Origin of the sequence: Streptomyces sp. NPDC012474, from assembly GCF_042955185.1 — a bacterium.
GTDB lineage: Bacteria > Actinomycetota > Actinomycetes > Streptomycetales > Streptomycetaceae > Streptomyces > Streptomyces cahuitamycinicus.
Genome location: NZ_JBIBEP010000044.1, coordinates 1 through 14,745 on the forward strand (window position 1 = coordinate 1; position 14,745 = coordinate 14,745).

13 protein-coding genes are annotated in these 14,745 nt (G+C 72.4%); 5 read left to right on the forward strand and 8 right to left on the reverse strand.

Annotation, left to right across the window (positions count from 1 at the left end):
• Positions 1–88: 88 nt before the first annotated feature.
• On the reverse strand, positions 89–685 hold the full coding sequence (locus tag ACFY9S_RS40325) for a dihydrofolate reductase family protein (RefSeq protein ID WP_391139076.1): 597 nt from the start codon (positions 683–685) through the stop codon (positions 89–91).
• 68 nt (positions 686–753) lie between these two features.
• Between ACFY9S_RS40325 and ACFY9S_RS40330 the strand changes: the two genes are divergently transcribed.
• A complete protein-coding gene (locus ACFY9S_RS40330) occupies positions 754–1,332 on the forward strand; it encodes a TetR family transcriptional regulator (protein ID WP_391139078.1) in 579 nt (192 codons plus the stop codon).
• Positions 1,333–1,353: 21 nt separating this feature from the next.
• Here the strand turns inward: ACFY9S_RS40330 and ACFY9S_RS40335 are convergent, their stop codons facing one another.
• Both ACFY9S_RS40335 and ACFY9S_RS40340 read right to left on the reverse strand, forming a co-directional pair.
• Positions 1,354–1,866, reverse strand: a complete 513-nt coding sequence (locus ACFY9S_RS40335; RefSeq protein WP_391139080.1) for an EamA/RhaT family transporter — start codon at positions 1,864–1,866, stop codon at positions 1,354–1,356.
• 41 nt (positions 1,867–1,907) lie between these two features.
• Positions 1,908–2,228 (reverse strand): SH3 domain-containing protein, encoded by a 321-nt coding sequence (locus tag ACFY9S_RS40340; RefSeq protein ID WP_391139082.1) that lies wholly within the window; start codon positions 2,226–2,228, stop codon positions 1,908–1,910.
• Between the two features lie 181 nt (positions 2,229–2,409).
• Here ACFY9S_RS40340 and ACFY9S_RS40345 point away from each other — a divergent pair, with 181 nt between their 5' ends.
• Positions 2,410–4,554 carry a PQQ-binding-like beta-propeller repeat protein gene (locus ACFY9S_RS40345; protein WP_391139084.1) on the forward strand — a complete coding sequence of 715 codons (2,145 nt, stop codon included), beginning with the start codon at positions 2,410–2,412 and terminating at the stop codon, positions 4,552–4,554.
• 150 nt (positions 4,555–4,704) lie between these two features.
• Here ACFY9S_RS40345 and ilvD read toward each other — a convergent pair whose 3' ends face one another.
• The 4 genes from ilvD to ACFY9S_RS40365 all read right to left on the reverse strand — a co-directional run bounded on the left by ilvD (position 4,705) and on the right by ACFY9S_RS40365 (position 9,208).
• Positions 4,705–6,558, reverse strand: coding sequence for a dihydroxy-acid dehydratase (gene ilvD / locus ACFY9S_RS40350; RefSeq protein WP_102912676.1), 1,854 nt, complete (start codon positions 6,556–6,558; stop codon positions 4,705–4,707).
• A 139-nt stretch (positions 6,559–6,697) separates the two neighbouring features.
• Positions 6,698–7,372, reverse strand: coding sequence for a TetR family transcriptional regulator (locus ACFY9S_RS40355; RefSeq protein ID WP_391139086.1), 675 nt, complete (start codon positions 7,370–7,372; stop codon positions 6,698–6,700).
• Positions 7,369–8,193 (reverse strand): sugar phosphate isomerase/epimerase, encoded by an 825-nt coding sequence (locus ACFY9S_RS40360; RefSeq protein WP_184848550.1) that lies wholly within the window; start codon positions 8,191–8,193, stop codon positions 7,369–7,371. Before ACFY9S_RS40360 ends, ACFY9S_RS40355 begins: the two co-directional genes overlap by 4 nt.
• An 82-nt stretch (positions 8,194–8,275) precedes the next feature.
• On the reverse strand, positions 8,276–9,208 hold the full coding sequence (locus ACFY9S_RS40365; protein ID WP_102914145.1) for a Ppx/GppA phosphatase family protein: 933 nt from the start codon (positions 9,206–9,208) through the stop codon (positions 8,276–8,278).
• A 71-nt stretch (positions 9,209–9,279) separates the two neighbouring features.
• On the opposite strand from ACFY9S_RS40365, the gene ACFY9S_RS40370 reads away from it, so the two are divergent.
• Positions 9,280–10,080 carry a hypothetical protein gene (locus tag ACFY9S_RS40370; RefSeq protein WP_391139089.1) on the forward strand — a complete coding sequence of 267 codons (801 nt, stop codon included), beginning with the start codon at positions 9,280–9,282 and terminating at the stop codon, positions 10,078–10,080.
• Positions 10,081–10,088: 8 nt separating this feature from the next.
• Here the strand turns inward: ACFY9S_RS40370 and ACFY9S_RS40375 are convergent, their stop codons facing one another.
• Entirely contained in the window at positions 10,089–11,819 is a 1,731-nt protein-coding gene (locus ACFY9S_RS40375) for a hypothetical protein (RefSeq protein ID WP_391139091.1), read from the reverse strand.
• Positions 11,820–12,016: 197 nt separating this feature from the next.
• Between ACFY9S_RS40375 and radA the strand changes: the two genes are divergently transcribed.
• Positions 12,017–13,426 (forward strand): DNA repair protein RadA, encoded by a 1,410-nt coding sequence (radA, locus tag ACFY9S_RS40380; RefSeq protein WP_391139093.1) that lies wholly within the window; start codon positions 12,017–12,019, stop codon positions 13,424–13,426.
• Between the two features lie 80 nt (positions 13,427–13,506).
• Positions 13,507–14,631, forward strand: coding sequence for a DNA integrity scanning diadenylate cyclase DisA (gene disA, locus ACFY9S_RS40385; RefSeq protein WP_102909109.1), 1,125 nt, complete (start codon positions 13,507–13,509; stop codon positions 14,629–14,631).
• The last annotated feature ends 114 nt before the right edge of the window (positions 14,632–14,745 follow it).

Genomic DNA, 14,745 nt, shown 5'->3' on the forward strand with positions numbered 1-14,745 from the left:
CGGACAGCGTGATCTCCACGGCGGAAGGGCCCGGATGCGGCATACCAACAGGCTACTTACTAACCCTCAGGATTTCTGGCGCATCACACTAGCGGCGGGTGAGGCGCGTGAGGGTGACGCCGTTGGGGAAGGCGGTGCGCTCGGCGACATCGAAGACGGTGGGGTCGAAGGTCCCGTCGAAGGCCGGGGTTCCGGCGCCGGCGACCACCGGGTAGTTCTTGACGACCAGCTCGTCGATCTCGGGCAGGAGGGCTCCGGCGAGCTTGCCGCCGCCGCAGAGCCAGATGTTCAGGGCGGCGTCCTCCTCCCGCTTCAGTTCGCGGACGAGGGTGAGCGGGTCGCCCGGAACGACGGTGACGGCCGGGTCGGCGTCGTGCTGCCCGAGCGTGTTGGAGACCACGTACTGGCGCAGGTGTGCGTAGGGGCTGGTGACCCCGTGGTCGACGGGGGCGCGATAGGTGCCGGCGCCCATGACGACGGTGTCGAAGTGCCGGTTGGGTACGTCGGCGAGGCCTGCGGCGGCACGGTAGGCGGTCGGGACGGTCTCGGGGTACAGGGTGTTGGCCCAGGCGCTGTAGGCGGCGCTCTGCTGTTCGGTGCCGGCGGGGAAGAAGTCGTACTCGCCCTCGGGGCCGGCGATGCGGCCGTCGAGCGTTACCGCGATGTAGTACACGAGCTTGCGCATAAGGCACTCCGAACGTAGTACTGTCTCTGAAGTGGTTTGAAGCTAGTACTACAGCTGGAGTGGTGTCAATGGTGAGACGGAACGATCAGCGGCGCGCCGCCCTCGTCGATGCGGCGATCGAGGTACTGGCCAGGGAGGGCGCACGGGGTCTGACGTTCCGGGCGGTGGACGCCGAGGCCGCGGTACCGGTCGGGACCGCCTCGAACTACTTCGCCAGCCGGGACGACCTGCTCACCCAGGCCGGCGCCCGGGTCTACGAACGGCTCCAGCCCGACGAGGCGACGATCGCGCGCCAGCGGGCAGCGGGCCGGGACCGGGAAACCTACGCGGTGCTGATGCGGGAGCTCGTCGGCCGCGTCGCCGCTTTCCGCACCGGCTACCTCGCCCTGCTCGAACTGCGCCTGGAGGCCACCCGCCGCCCCGAACTGCGCAAGGTCCTCACCGAGCGGGTCCGCGCCGATGTCGAGGCCAACGTCGCCTACCACGAAGCTTCCGGGCTCCCCGGCGACGCCATGGCCGTCAAGCTGCTGATGCTGGCCCTGAACTGGCTGATCGTCGAGCAGCTCACCCTGCCGGACGTCTTCACCGAGGCGGAGCGCGAACAGCTGGTGACGGCGGCGGTCGAGCGCATCGTGGCCGCGGAGTAGGCGACCGAGCGGGCGGCCGGGCTACGCGCGGCGGCGGTTCCTCGGGTTGCCCGAGCGGCGGGTCGTGCGCTTCTCGTACTGCTTGCGGGCCTCTTCGTACTCCTCGCGGTGGAGCTTCTCGCCGGGGGCCTCGGTGAGGGAGCGGAAGAAGTAGGCGAGCAGGGAGCCGACGAAGCCCACGGTCAGGAGGCCGCGCAGGGACGCCTGGCGGTCCGGGTCGGGGCGGTGGGTGTAGCCGTCCCAGGTGTGGCGGAAGGCCATCGCGCTGCAGATCGCGAACATCGCGACCATGAGGACCGTGACGAAGCCGCCGATCGCGGCGATCTGGAGGCCTTGGTAGGCGAGGCGGAGCACGAGGCAGGAGGCGACGGCGGCGGCCAGGGAACCGACGGCCACGGCGATGCGGCGCCCGGTGTAGCCGTTGTCGTGCTCCAGCCAGGTCGTGCCGAAGAAGCGCAGGGCCTCGGGGCGTGGACCAGGGGCCTCGGCCTTGGAGCCCGCGGGGGCGGCAGGGGTGCTGTCGTCTGCACTCACGGGTCGATTATGACCCTTGCCGAGCCGCGGGCTCCGGGCGGTTAACCGCAGCGCGGGCGGACGTAGCCGTCGCTGCCCGTCTTCACGTAGGCGTCCGAGACGTACTCGCCGTCGTCGATGTTGTCCCAGATGTTCGAGCTGCCGTACGGGCCCGACACCGTGGTGCCGGGCCGCTGGCAGAAGATGGTGACCCTGGCTCCCTCGGGCAGGACGCGGACGACGGCGTAACCGGTGCCGGGGCCGCTGCGGACGTTCAGGCGAACGCCCGGGGCGACTGCGTACGAGCGCAGGGCCGACGCCGCCATGGTGACGGCCTCTCCCTCGCCTCTGCCTTCGAGTTCCTCGACATGGTCGACTGACATCAAGTTCTCCCCCGTTGATCCCCATGACTGCCATAGGGTCCCGTTGATTCCCCCGAATCACACCATGAAACACATGTGCGTGACTCGAACGGGGAGGCTGGCAAGCCGCCTCCGTCCCGTACGGGTCTTCGACTAGGCTCCGTGCGTCGCGCGCGCGGACGAACAGCACGGGGGTGGTCCCATGGCGCCACAGCGGAACGCCGGAGCGGGCGCGGAAGCGGAACTTCCCGAATACGCCGGTCACTACCGTCTGGAGTCCTGTCTGGGCTCGGGCGGCATGGGAGTCGTGCATCTGGCCCGGAGCACCTCCGGGATGAAGCTCGCGGTGAAGGTCGTACACGCCCAGTTCGCCAAGGACCCCGACTTCAGGGACCGTTTCCGGCAGGAGGTGGCGGCGGCGCGGAGAGTGAGCGGCGCCTTCACGGCACCCGTCGTCGACGCCGACCCGGACAGCGAACGGCCCTGGATGGCCACGCTGTTCATTCCGGGGCCGACCTTGTCCGAACAGGTCAAGCGGAACGGCCCCATGGATCCGGCCCAGTTGCGGCGCCTGATGGCGGGCTTGGCCGAGGCGCTGCGTGACATCCATCGAGCCGGGGTCGTCCACCGGGATCTGAAACCGAGCAACGTCCTGCTCGCCGACGACGGGCCGAAGGTCATCGACTTCGGTATCTCCCGGCCGCTGGACAGCGAACTGCGCACCGAGACCGGGAGGTTGATCGGCACCCCGCCCTTCATGGCGCCCGAGCAGTTCCGGCGCCCGCGCGAGGTGGGTCCGGCCGCCGACATCTTCGCGCTCGGGTCGGTGATGGTGCACGCCGCCACGGGACAAGGGCCGTTCGACTCCGACAGCCCGTACATCGTCGCCTACCAGGTGGTGCACGACGAGCCCGACCTGACCGGTGTGCCGGACGAGGTCGCGCCGCTGGTGCTGCGGTGTCTCGCGAAGGAGCCCGAGGAGCGGCCGACGCCCGACGAGTTGATGCGGGAGCTGCGATCCGTCGCGGCTTCGTACGACACACAGACGTTCATACCGGCTCAGCGGACCGGGGACACCGAACGTTCGTGGCCGCCGGCCGGGAGACCCGCCAGTGCGGTGGAAGCCGCCCGTGCGGTGGAAGCCGGTCGCGCGGTGAAGGCCGTTCGTGGCGGGGGACGGCGGCTCGGCAGGCGGGCGGTCCTCGGAGCCGGGGCGTTCGGCCTGGCCGTCGTCGGGGCTCTGATCTCGCTCCCGTTGCTCGACGGCGACGGCGGCTCACCGCAGTCCGCCTCCCCGCGGACCACGTCCGCCGCGTTCAGCGGGTGGCGGACGACACCGGCGGGCGAGGACAGCGCACCCCTGTGCTCCCACGGGGCCGGACGGCTGCTCTGTGCCACGCCCGGGCTGGTCTTCGCCCTGGATCCGTCCGACGGGCACCTGCTGTGGCGGCACCCCGTCGGCAAGGGGACCCGGAAGGAACCGCCGTTGCTGGCGGGTGGACTCGTGCAGCCCTCGGCGGACCGGGGGCGTCACCTGGAGGCTCTCGACCCGGCCTCGGGCGGAGTGCGCTGGCAGCGGGACATGTCCGGGGCCGGCAGCGCCGTGCCCGCCGGGGGCATGCTCCTGGTCACGGGTGCCGACGGGAAGGTCACCGGCGTGGACGGCGCCTCCGGTGACCCGCGGTGGAGCCACCGGATCACCGGCCACGAGGTGCCGTACATCGCCGCGTTCACCGGTGACCCGCTGGCGTACGCCACCAGCGGGTCGGGTGACGGCAAGAGCACCCGGCTCACCGTGGTGGATCCGCAGACGGGTGACGTACGGTCGGACGCCCGGCTCGACGGGACGCTGAAGCCCTTCGGCGCGGCGGACGGATCGGTGTTCCTCCTCTCCCAGGACGCGGTGCACGGCGATGCGCGGGCCGTCGTCCGCTACACCCCGGGGACCGGTGAGACCCGGCGGGTGCCCCTGGCCTTCCCACTCCAGCAGGCCCATGGGGCCGTGCGGGGGAACACGGCCTATCTCATGGGGACGGGGGGATCGTTGGTGGCCGTCGATCTTCAGGCACGTGAGCGGCTCTGGCAGCTGGAGACGGGCGTGATGCGGGGGTCCACGCCGGTCGCCGGTGACCGGCACGTGTACGTGACCGCGTCGGACGGGCGGCTGCTCGCCGTCGACGCACGGCGCGGGAAGCCGGCCGGGCAGACGTCTGTTCGGCTGGGCGAGCGGTCGGACCGGATTCCGGCCGTGCTGCCCGAGCCCGTGATCGTCGGCGGCCGGGTCTACGCCAGCGCGCCGGACGGGACCGTCTTCGCCGTGAACGGGCGCGACCCGGCGGCCTGGTAGCCGGCAGGCATGCGCAAGGGCCGCCCCACGCGCGACCCGGCGGCCTGATAGCCCGCACCCATGCGCAAGCCCCCGCGCGACCCGGCGGCCCGCACGCATGCGCAAGGGCCGCCCCCCGGCGGCGGGAGACGGCCCTCGGTGCGAGAAGGTTCAGCCCAGCTTCGACACGTCCCGCACCGCGCCCTTGTCCGCGCTGGTCGCCATCGCCGCATAGGCCCGCAGCGCCGCCGAGACCTTGCGGTCGCGGTTCTTCGGGGCGTACACGCCGTTCAGCGCCTGGTCGCGGCGGGCCAGCTCGGCGTCGTCCACCAGCAGCTCGATGGAGCGGTTCGGGATGTCGATGCGGATCCGGTCGCCGTCCTCGACCAGGGCGATGGTGCCGCCCGCGGCCGCCTCGGGCGAAGCGTGGCCGATGGAGAGGCCGGAGGTGCCGCCGGAGAAGCGGCCGTCCGTGACGAGCGCGCAGGTCTTCCCGAGGCCGCGGCCCTTCAGGTACGAGGTCGGGTAGAGCATCTCCTGCATGCCGGGGCCGCCCTTGGGGCCCTCGTAGCGGATGACGACGACGTCGCCGTCCTTGACCTGCTGGGTGAGGATCTTCTGGACGGCCTCCTCCTGCGACTCGCAGACGACCGCCGGGCCCTCGAAGGTCCAGATGGACTCGTCGACACCGGCCGTCTTCACGACGCAGCCGTCCACGGCCAGGTTGCCCTTGAGGACGGCGAGGCCGCCGTCCTTGGAGTAGGCGTGCTCGGCGGAGCGGATGCAGCCGCCCTCGGCGTCCTCGTCCAGGGCCTCCCAGCGCTCGGACTGGGAGAAGGCCTCGGCGGAGCGGACGCAGCCGGGGGCCGCGTGCCACAGGTCGACCGCCTTCGCGGACGGGGAGCCACCGCGCACGTCCCAGGTCTTCAGCCAGTCGGCGAGGGACGGGCTGTGCACCGAGTACACGTCCTCGTTGAGCAGGCCGGCCCGGTGCAGCTCGCCGAGCAGGGCGGGGATGCCGCCGGCGCGGTGCACGTCCTCCATGTAGTACGTGCGGTCCTTGGCGACGTTCGGGGCGACCTTGGCGAGGCAGGGCACGCGGCGCGAGACGGCGTTGATCTCGTCGAGGCCGAAGGGGACGCCCGCCTCCTGGGCGGCGGCCAGCAGGTGCAGGATCGTGTTGGTCGAGCCGCCCATGGCGATGTCGAGCGCCATGGCGTTCTCGAAGGCGGCGACGGAGGCGACGCTGCGGGGCAGGACCGTCTCGTCGTCCTGCTCGTAGTAGCGGCGGGTGATGTCCATGACCGTACGGGCGGCGTCCTCGTACAGCGCCTTGCGGGCCGTGTGCGTGGCCAGGACCGAGCCGTTGCCCGGGAGGGAGAGGCCGATGGCCTCGGTCAGGCAGTTCATCGAGTTGGCGGTGAACATGCCGGAGCAGGAGCCGCAGGTCGGACAGGCGTTCTCCTCGATGCGGAGGATGTCCTCGTCCGAGATCTTGTCGTTCACGGCGTCGGAGATCGCGTCGACCAGGTCGAGGGTGCGGACCGTGCCGTCGACCAGGGTGGCGCGGCCGGACTCCATGGGGCCGCCGGAGACGAAGACCGTCGGGATGTTCAGCCGCAGGGCGGCGTTCAGCATGCCCGGGGTGATCTTGTCGCAGTTGGAGATGCAGATGAGGGCGTCGGCGCAGTGCGCCTCGACCATGTACTCCACGCTGTCCGCGATCAGGTCGCGGGAGGGCAGGGAGTAGAGCATGCCACCGTGGCCCATGGCGATGCCGTCGTCGACGGCGATGGTGTTGAACTCGCGCGGGATGCCGCCGGCCGCGACGACCGCCTCGCTGACGATCCGGCCGACGGGCGCCAGGTGGGTGTGGCCGGGCACGAACTCGGTGAAACTGTTGGCGACCGCGATGATCGGCTTGCGGCCGATGTCCGCACCCGGTACACCGGAGGCGCGCATCAGGGCGCGTGCGCCCGCCATGTTGCGGCCGTGGGTGACTGTGCGGGACCTCAGCTCGGGCATCGTCGCTCGCTCCTTCTACTGGCGGCGTCAGAGGATTCGGGATTTCTGACTGCTACCGAGCGTACGCCGGTCATCCAGTGGGCGGGACAGGGAGTCCGGAATGCGGGATGCCTGTCTCGGGCGACGGCCGGCGTACGCCTCACGGATCGGTCAGATGTCCCTGGACGACCGGGGCCAGCCGCGCGATGACCTGCTCGGGGTCCGCCGAGGCCAGGGGCTCGACCTTGATGACGTACCGCAGGATCGCGGTGCCGACGAGCTGGGCGGCGGCGAGCTCGGCGCGCAGCTCGGCGTCCGGCAGCTCCAGCCGTACGGCGATGCGGCGCAGCACCTGGGTGGCGATGATCCGCCGGAAGACGGCGGCCGCGGTCTCGTTGGTGACGGCGGACCGGACGACGGCGAGCAGGGGCGCGCGGGTCGCCGGGTTCTCCCAGACTCCGAAGAAGAAGCGCGCCAGGCGCTCCCCCACCCCGTCGAGCGGGCCTTCCTCGACGGCCTTCGGGGCCTGCAGGGCCGGCCCGAAGGACTGGGTGATCGCCGCCTCGAAGACCTGCTCCTTCGTGCCGAAGTAGTGGTGCACGAGAGCCGGGTCCACGCCGGCGGACTTGGCGATGCCGCGCACGGAGGTCTTCTCGTAGCCGTGCTCGGAGAACTCGCCGCGGGCGGCGGTCAGGATGCGGTCGCGGGTGTCCGCCGACTCCGTGCGCGGGGGGCGGCCGCGGCGGCGGGCGGTGGCGCCGGACCCGCCGGCCGGGGGCCCGCCGACTGGGGGCCCGTCGGCCGGGGGCCCGCCGACCGAGGACCCGCCGTTCATCGCCGCGGCACCTTCACCGCCGAGGCCAGATGCAGGCGGGTGAAGGCCAGGGCCTCCGCCAGATCGGCCTCGCGCTCCGCGCTCGACATGGCGCGGCGGGTGTTGACCTCGATGACGACGTGCCCGTCGAAGCCGGTCAGGGCGAGCCGCTCCAGCACCTCGGCGCAGGGCTGCGTGCCGCGGCCGGGCACCAGGTGCTCGTCCTTGGCGGAGCCCCGGCCGTCGGCGAGGTGCACGTGGCCGAGACGGTCCCCCATGCGGTCGACCATGTCCAGCGCGTCGGAGCGGGCCGTCGCGGTGTGGCTGAGATCGATCGTGAAGTGCCGGTAGTCGTCCTTCGTGACGTCCCAGTCGGGGGCGTACGCGAGCATCTCGCGGTCGCGGTAGCGCCAGGGGTACATGTTCTCGACGGCGAACCGTACGTCCGTCTCGTTCGCCATGCGCCAGATGCCGGTGACGAAGTCCCGGGCGTACTGGCGCTGCCAGCGGAACGGGGGGTGGACGACGACGGTGCTCGCGTCGAGCTTCTCGGCCGCCGCGCGGGCCCGCTGGAGTTTGGTCCACGGGTCCGTGGACCAGACGCGCTGCGTGATGAGCAGGCAGGGGGCGTGCACGGCGAGGATAGGGATCCGGTGGTAGTCGCTGAGTCTGCGCAGGGCCTCGATGTCCTGGCTGACCGGGTCGGTCCAGACCATGACCTCGACTCCGTCGTAGCCGAGGCGCGCGGCGATCTCGAAGGCCGTGGCCGTCGACTCCGGGTAGACCGAGGCCGTCGACAGCGCGACCTTCGCGTCCGGGATCTTCACGGCTGGCTCTGCCATGCAGGACAGATTACGGGGTGTGGTCGGGGTGGAGTGGGGGGCCTCTTCGCCGTTGTGGTGTTTGCCATAGGTGGGCGGGCCGTCATGCGGACTCCATGTGATCCAGGCGACGCAGGATGACGCCCTCCCGCAGCGCCCAGGGGCATATGTCGACGCGCTCCACTCCGAAGAGGTCCATCGCGGCCTCGGCCACCAGGGCGCCCGCCAGGAGCTGCCCGGCCCTGCCCTCCGAGACGCCCGGCAGCTCCGCGCGCTCCCGCTCCGTCATCCCGGCCAGGCGCGGAACCCAGCCCTCCACGGACTCCCGCTTGAGCTCGCGCTGGACGTAGAGGCCCTCGGCGGAGCGGGCGGCACCGGCGATGCGGGCCAGCTGCTTGAAGGTCTTCGAGGTGGCGACGACGTGGTCGGGGGTGCCGAAGCGGCTGAACTCGCCGACCGTGCGGGCGATCTCGGTCCGCACGTGGCGGCGCAGGGCGCGGACGTCGTCCGGGTCGGGCGGATCGCCGGGCAGCCAGCCGGCGGTGAGACGGCCGGCGCCCAGCGGCAGCGAGGCGGCAGCGTCGGGCTCCTCGTCGATGCCGTAGGCGACCTCGAGGGAGCCGCCGCCGATGTCCAGGACCAGCAGCTTCCCGGCCGACCAGCCGAACCAGCGGCGGGCGGCGAGGAAGGTCAGCCTGGCCTCCTCGGAACCGGTGAGGACCTGGAGCTCGACGCCGGTCTCGGCGCGCACGCGTTCGAGGACGTCATCGGCGTTGCGGGCCTCCCGTACGGCGGAGGTCGCGAACGGGAGGACCTCCTCGGCGCCCTTGTCCTCGGCGGCCTGGAGCGCCTCCTTGATCACCGAGATCAGCCGGTCGACGCCGTGGGGGCCGATCGCGCCGTCGTCGTCGAGGAGCTGAGCCAGGCGCAGTTCCGCCTTGTGCGAGTGCGCGGGCAGCGGGCACGCGCCGGGGTGCGCGTCCACCACGAGCAGATGCACCGTGTTCGATCCCACGTCGAGGACACCGAGTCTCATGTACGGAACGCTACTGCCCACCGGACCGTCCGCAGTCCTCGGTGGGGGTACGAGGCCCGTACCCTGGAGGCGTGCCAAAGACGAAAAAGGCGAAGCGCGACAAATCACCGGCCGTCGTGGAACCCGACGAGAAGGGCCTCGACTTCGCTCGCGCGTGGGTGGAGTTTCCCGATCCGGCGGACGACGAGCAGGTGTTCCGCTGCGATCTGACATGGCTGACCTCTCGCTGGAACTGCATCTTCGGCAGCGGCTGCCAGGGCATCCAGGCGGGCCGCGCGGATGACGGCTGCTGCACGTTGGGTGCCCACTTCTCCGACGAGGACGACGAGAAGCGCGTCGCCGGGCATGTGGCCAGGCTCACGCCGGACATCTGGCAGCAGCACGCCGAGGGCACGCGGGGCGGCTGGGTCTCCGAGGACGAGGACGGCGAGCGGCAGACGCGGCCGTTCCAGGGCTCGTGCATCTTCCAGAACCGGCCCGGCTTCCCGGGCGGCGCGGGCTGCTCGCTGCACATCCTCGCCCTGAAGGAGGGCCGCGAGCCGCTGGAGACCAAGCCGGACGTCTGCTGGCAGCTGCCGGTGCGGCGGACGTACGAGTGGATCGACCGGCCCGACGACACGCGTGTCCTCCAGGTGTCGATCGGTGAGTACGACCGCCGGGGCTGGGGCCCGGGCGGCCACGACCTGCACTGGTGGTGCACCTCGGCGACCTCGGCGCACGGCGCGGGCGATCCGGTGTACGTCTCCTACCGGCCGGAGCTGATCGAGCTGATGGGCAAGGCAGGCTACGACCGGCTGGTCGAGCTGTGCGAGGAGCGGCTGGCCTCGCAGCTGCCACTGCTGGCACCGCATCCCGCGGATCCGGTGGGCTGAGGACCCGGCTACGACGTGACCGGGCTCGGATCGCCGCTGTCCGACGGCGGTGACGTCGAGCCCGCCGGGTCGGTCGGGGCCGGGTCCGTCGGCGTGGGCGTGGGGTCCGGGTCGGCCGAGGGGGGCGGGGTGGTCGGCGTGGGGTCAGGGTCCGGGGCGGAGGTCGTGGGCGTCGGGTCGGGCTGGGTCGGAGTCGGGTCGCCCGGGGGGCCCGGGCGGGGGTCCGGGCCGGGGCCGGAGGGGCTGGGCGCGGCGCCGTAGCCCTCGATGTGGACGACGGCGCCCCCCGGTGCGACCGCCACCTGCGCGCGCCAGGGGCCGGCGGGCTCCCGCAGGTGGTCGACGTACACCTTGATCGTCAACGACTCGCCGGGACGGAGCGTTCCCGAGGACTGGCTGAGGTAGAGCCAGTGGGCTCCTGTGGACGCGGACCAGCGGACCGGGGCCGGGCCGGTGGCGGTCAGGGTGACGAGGGTGGTGTCGCCGCTGTTGCCGGCCGTGACCTCCAGGGTGCTCTTGCGGCCGGCGCCGGCGACGCCGATGACCTCGACGGAGACGTCGGCCTTGCCGTCCTCGCCGAAGCGGGGGCCGGGCCGGGTGCTCGCGTTGCCGGTGTTCTCGTAGCCGCCGCCCGCGATCTCGCCGTCCAGGCCGAACGGGTCGTCCGCCTCGCGCGCGGAGGCCGAGCGGCCGTCCTGTCCCTCGCCGATCGGGGTGCCGCGGTAGGCGGCCCACAGAGCCAGCACGGGGGCGGCCACGACGGTGGCGACGACGGTCGTGGTGACGGCACGCGCGCGGAGGCGGTCCCTGCGGGCCGCGTGGTCCTTGGGGTCCATCGGGAAGCCGCGCCGGTCGAAGCGGGGTGCGGCGCCCCGCGCGCGCGGGTGGTGGGTCATGGCGACGTACAGGGCCGCGCGGGGGGCCGGCAGGACGGGCAGTTCGGCGGGCGTGACGCTGGTGCCGGGCCAGCGGCCGGGGATGGCACGCTCGGCGGTGCGACGGCAGCGCGGGCAGTCGTCGACGTGCCGGACGAGTTCGGCTCGCAGGGCCGTGCCGAGCACGAGCCGGTCGTCGCCGGCGAGGTGCGCGACGCTCGGACACGCCCCGGTCTCCACCACGGCGAGGGCCGCACGCGTGCGTTCCACCTCACAGGCGGCGGAGGCGAGCAGATCACGGGCGGCGGCCGGGTCCATACCGAGGACGGCGGCGACCTCGCGGGCGGCGAGGTGGTGGCGCACGGCCAGTTCGAGCGCCTCCCGCTGCTCCGGGGTGGTGCCGGCGGCCTCCGGCCAGGCCAGCAGGGCCAGTTCGCGACGGTGCCGCTCCTGGACCTCCTCGGAGGGGGCCGGAGTGGCTTGACGGTCGGCGCGCCGCCGGTCGGCGCGGCCCGCGCCATGGCTGCTCTGACGTTTCTGCTTGGCCTCGGCCAGCTTGCGCAGGCACGCCCAGCGGGCCAGCGCGTACATCCAGGCCCTGCGGTCCGCGGGCTCCTGGGGGACGTGCCGGCCGCGGCGTTCGGCGAGGGCGAGGACGTCGCCCAGGGCGGCGGTCGCGGCCTCGTGGTCGCACAGCACGGACAGGCAGTAGGTGAACAGGCCGTCCAGGTAGGGCTCGTAGCGCGCGGGCGGCCGCTGCGCCAGCGTGCGCGCCGCCCCGCGGTCACGCTCTTCCCGGTGCGCCCGGTGTGCGCCGGCCGTGCGGGCCGAGCGGGTCGAGATCTCCGGAGTACTGCTCATCATTCGGCGACCGTAGGGGGCCGGGAGTGACACCTTCAGGCGGCTTGAGCACATTTAATCCGTACGGGTGAAACGATCCCTCAATCGGGGACATGAACCCGGCGTTCCGCCGCTGGCGCGGGGTGGCGGACCCCTGGCGCGCAGGTGGCCGCCGTCGGCCGGCGCCCGCGATGTCAGTACCTGCGGCTACGGTTTCGTCCATGGCTGCCCGTACGAAGACCACCAAGGACCGCCCGTCCTACCGCTGCACGGAGTGCGGCTGGCAGACGGCGAAGTGGCTCGGCCGCTGCCCCGAGTGCCAGGCCTGGGGGACGGTCGAGGAGTACGGCGCGCCCGCGGTGCGTACGACGGCGCCGGGCCGGGTCACCACCTCCGCCCTGCCCATCGGCCAGGTCGACGGCCGCCAGGCCACCGCCCGCCCCACCGGCGTGCCCGAGCTGGACCGTGTGCTCGGCGGCGGCCTGGTCCCCGGCGCGGTGGTGCTGGTCGCGGGCGAACCGGGCGTCGGCAAGTCGACGCTCCTGCTCGACGTGGCGGCCAAGTCCGCGAGCGACGAGCACCGCACCCTGTACGTCACGGGCGAGGAGTCGGCGAGCCAGGTCCGGCTGCGCGCCGACCGCATCGGTGCCATCGACGACCACCTGTACCTCGCGGCCGAGACGGATCTGGCGGCGGTGCTGGGCCACTTGGACGCGGTGAAGCCGTCTCTGCTGATCATGGACTCGGTGCAGACGGTCGCCTCCCCGGAGATCGACGGCGCACCCGGCGGCATGGCCCAGGTGCGGGAGGTCGCGGGGGCGCTCATCCGGGTCTCCAAGGAACGCGGCATGTCCACGCTGCTGGTGGGCCACGTCACCAAGGACGGCGCGATCGCGGGCCCACGCCTGCTGGAGCACCTCGTGGACGTCGTCCTGTCCTTCGAGGGCGACCGGCACGCCCGTCTGCGCCTGGTGCGGGGCGTCAAGAACCGCTACGGCACCACCGACGAGGTCGGCTGCTTCGAGCTGCACGACGAGGGCATCACCGGCCTCGCCGACCCGAGCGGCCTCTTCCTGACCCGCCGGGCCGAACCGGTCCCGGGCACCTGCCTGACCGTCACCCTCGAAGGCCGCCGCCCGCTGGTCGCCGAGGTCCAGGCGCTCACGGTCGACTCGCAGATCCCCTCCCCGCGCCGCACCACCTCGGGCCTGGAGACCTCCCGCGTCTCGATGATGCTCGCGGTGCTGGAACAGCGCGGGCGGATCAGCGCCTTGAGCAAAAGGGACATCTACTCCGCGACGGTCGGCGGTGTGAAGCTCTCGGAGCCCGCCGCCGACCTGGCCGTCGCCCTCGCCCTGGCGAGCGCGGCGAGTGACACACCTCTCCCCAAGAACCTCGTCGCGATCGGCGAAGTGGGCCTCGCCGGCGAGGTGAGACGGGTCACGGGAGTACAGCGCAGACTGGCCGAAGCCCACCGCCTGGGATTCACACACGCGCTGGTCCCGGGCGATCCGGGCAAGGTCCCGGCGGGCATGAAGGTCCTGGAAGTCGCGGACATAGGGGACGCCCTGCGGGTCCTTCCCCGCTCCCGTCGCAGAGAGGCCCCACGGGACGAGGAGGGTCGCCGGTAGACTTTGCCCTGGTCTCGCCCGTCCGTGCGAACCGAGCGCGCGACACGGGGGCGCCCAGGACCTGCGACCGGAGGAGTGCAGTGGCAGCCAACGACCGGGCATCGGCTCCCGGAAAGTCCGGCGGGAGTGCCGGTACCGATGGCCTGATGCGCGCCTCCCTGAGCGCCGTGGCACCCGGCACCGCCCTGCGTGACGGCCTGGAACGCGTGCTCCGCGGCAACACCGGCGGGCTCATCGTGCTCGGCTTCGACAAGACGGTCGAGACGCTGTGCAGCGGCGGCTTCGTGCTGGACGTCGAGTTCACCGCGACCCGGCTGCGCGAGCTGTGCAAGCTGGACGGCGGCATCGTGCTGTCCTCGGACCTGTCGAAGATCCTGCGCGCGGGCGTGCAGCTGGTCCCGGACCCGACGATCCCGACGGAGGAGACGGGCACCCGGCACCGCACCGCTGACCGTGTCAGCAAGCAGGTCGGCTTCCCGGTGGTCTCCGTCTCCCAGTCGATGCGGCTGATCGCCCTCTACGTCGACGGCCAGCGCCGCGTCCTGGAGGACTCGGCGGCGATCCTGTCCCGCGCCAACCAGGCGCTCGCCACCCTGGAGCGCTACAAGCTCCGTCTCGACGAGGTCGCGGGCACGCTGTCGGCGCTGGAGATCGAGGACCTGGTGACCGTCCGGGACGTCTCGGCGGTCGCCCAGCGCCTGGAGATGGTGCGCCGCATCGCCACGGAGATCGCCGAGTACGTGGTGGAGCTGGGCACGGACGGCCGGCTGCTGGCCCTCCAGCTCGACGAGCTGATCGCGGGCGTTGAGCCCGAGCGCGAGCTGGTCGTACGGGACTACGTCCCCGAGCCCACGGCCAAACGCTCTCGCACGGTCGACGAGGCCCTCGCCGAACTCGACGCCCTCACCCACGCCGAACTTCTCGAAATGTCCACGGTCGCACGGGCGTTGGGTTACACCGGCGCGCCCGAGACACTGGACTCCGCCGTCTCCCCGCGCGGCTTCCGCCTGCTGGCCAAGGTGCCCCGGCTCCCCGGCGCCATCATCGACCGCCTGGTCGAGCACTTCGGCGGGCTGCAGAAGCTGCTCGCCGCGAGCGTCGACGACCTGCAGACGGTGGACGGCGTGGGCGAGGCCCGGGCCCGCAGCGTCCGCGAGGGTCTGTCGCGGCTGGCAGAGTCGTCGATTCTGGAGCGGTACGTCTAGCGCTGCGACTGGAAAGGTCCACCGGCTTGCGACGCCCGGCACGGCACCTCGCCGCGTTGTCGCATCACCCGAGTACATCCAGTACGCGGGCGATGCTCCGCCTTGCGATGCACC

Bases quoted from the DNA above. Each gene is read 5' to 3' on its own strand.
- ACFY9S_RS40365 (WP_102914145.1), bottom strand. From the start codon at position 9,208: ATGAGACTCGGTGTCCTCGACGTGGGATCGAACACGGTGCATCTGCTC.
- ACFY9S_RS40345 (WP_391139084.1), top strand. From the start codon at position 2,410: ATGGCGCCACAGCGGAACGCCGGAGCGGGCGCGGAAGCGGAACTTCCC.
- ACFY9S_RS40325 (WP_391139076.1), bottom strand. From the start codon at position 685: ATGCGCAAGCTCGTGTACTACATCGCGGTAACGCTCGACGGCCGCATC.
- ACFY9S_RS40340 (WP_391139082.1), bottom strand. From the start codon at position 2,228: ATGTCAGTCGACCATGTCGAGGAACTCGAAGGCAGAGGCGAGGGAGAG.
- ACFY9S_RS40330 (WP_391139078.1), top strand. From the start codon at position 754: ATGGTGAGACGGAACGATCAGCGGCGCGCCGCCCTCGTCGATGCGGCG.
- ACFY9S_RS40360 (WP_184848550.1), bottom strand. From the start codon at position 8,193: ATGGCAGAGCCAGCCGTGAAGATCCCGGACGCGAAGGTCGCGCTGTCG.
- ilvD (WP_102912676.1), bottom strand. From the start codon at position 6,558: ATGCCCGAGCTGAGGTCCCGCACAGTCACCCACGGCCGCAACATGGCG.
- radA (WP_391139093.1), top strand. From the start codon at position 12,017: ATGGCTGCCCGTACGAAGACCACCAAGGACCGCCCGTCCTACCGCTGC.
- ACFY9S_RS40355 (WP_391139086.1), bottom strand. From the start codon at position 7,372: ATGAACGGCGGGTCCTCGGTCGGCGGGCCCCCGGCCGACGGGCCCCCA.
- ACFY9S_RS40375 (WP_391139091.1), bottom strand. From the start codon at position 11,819: ATGATGAGCAGTACTCCGGAGATCTCGACCCGCTCGGCCCGCACGGCC.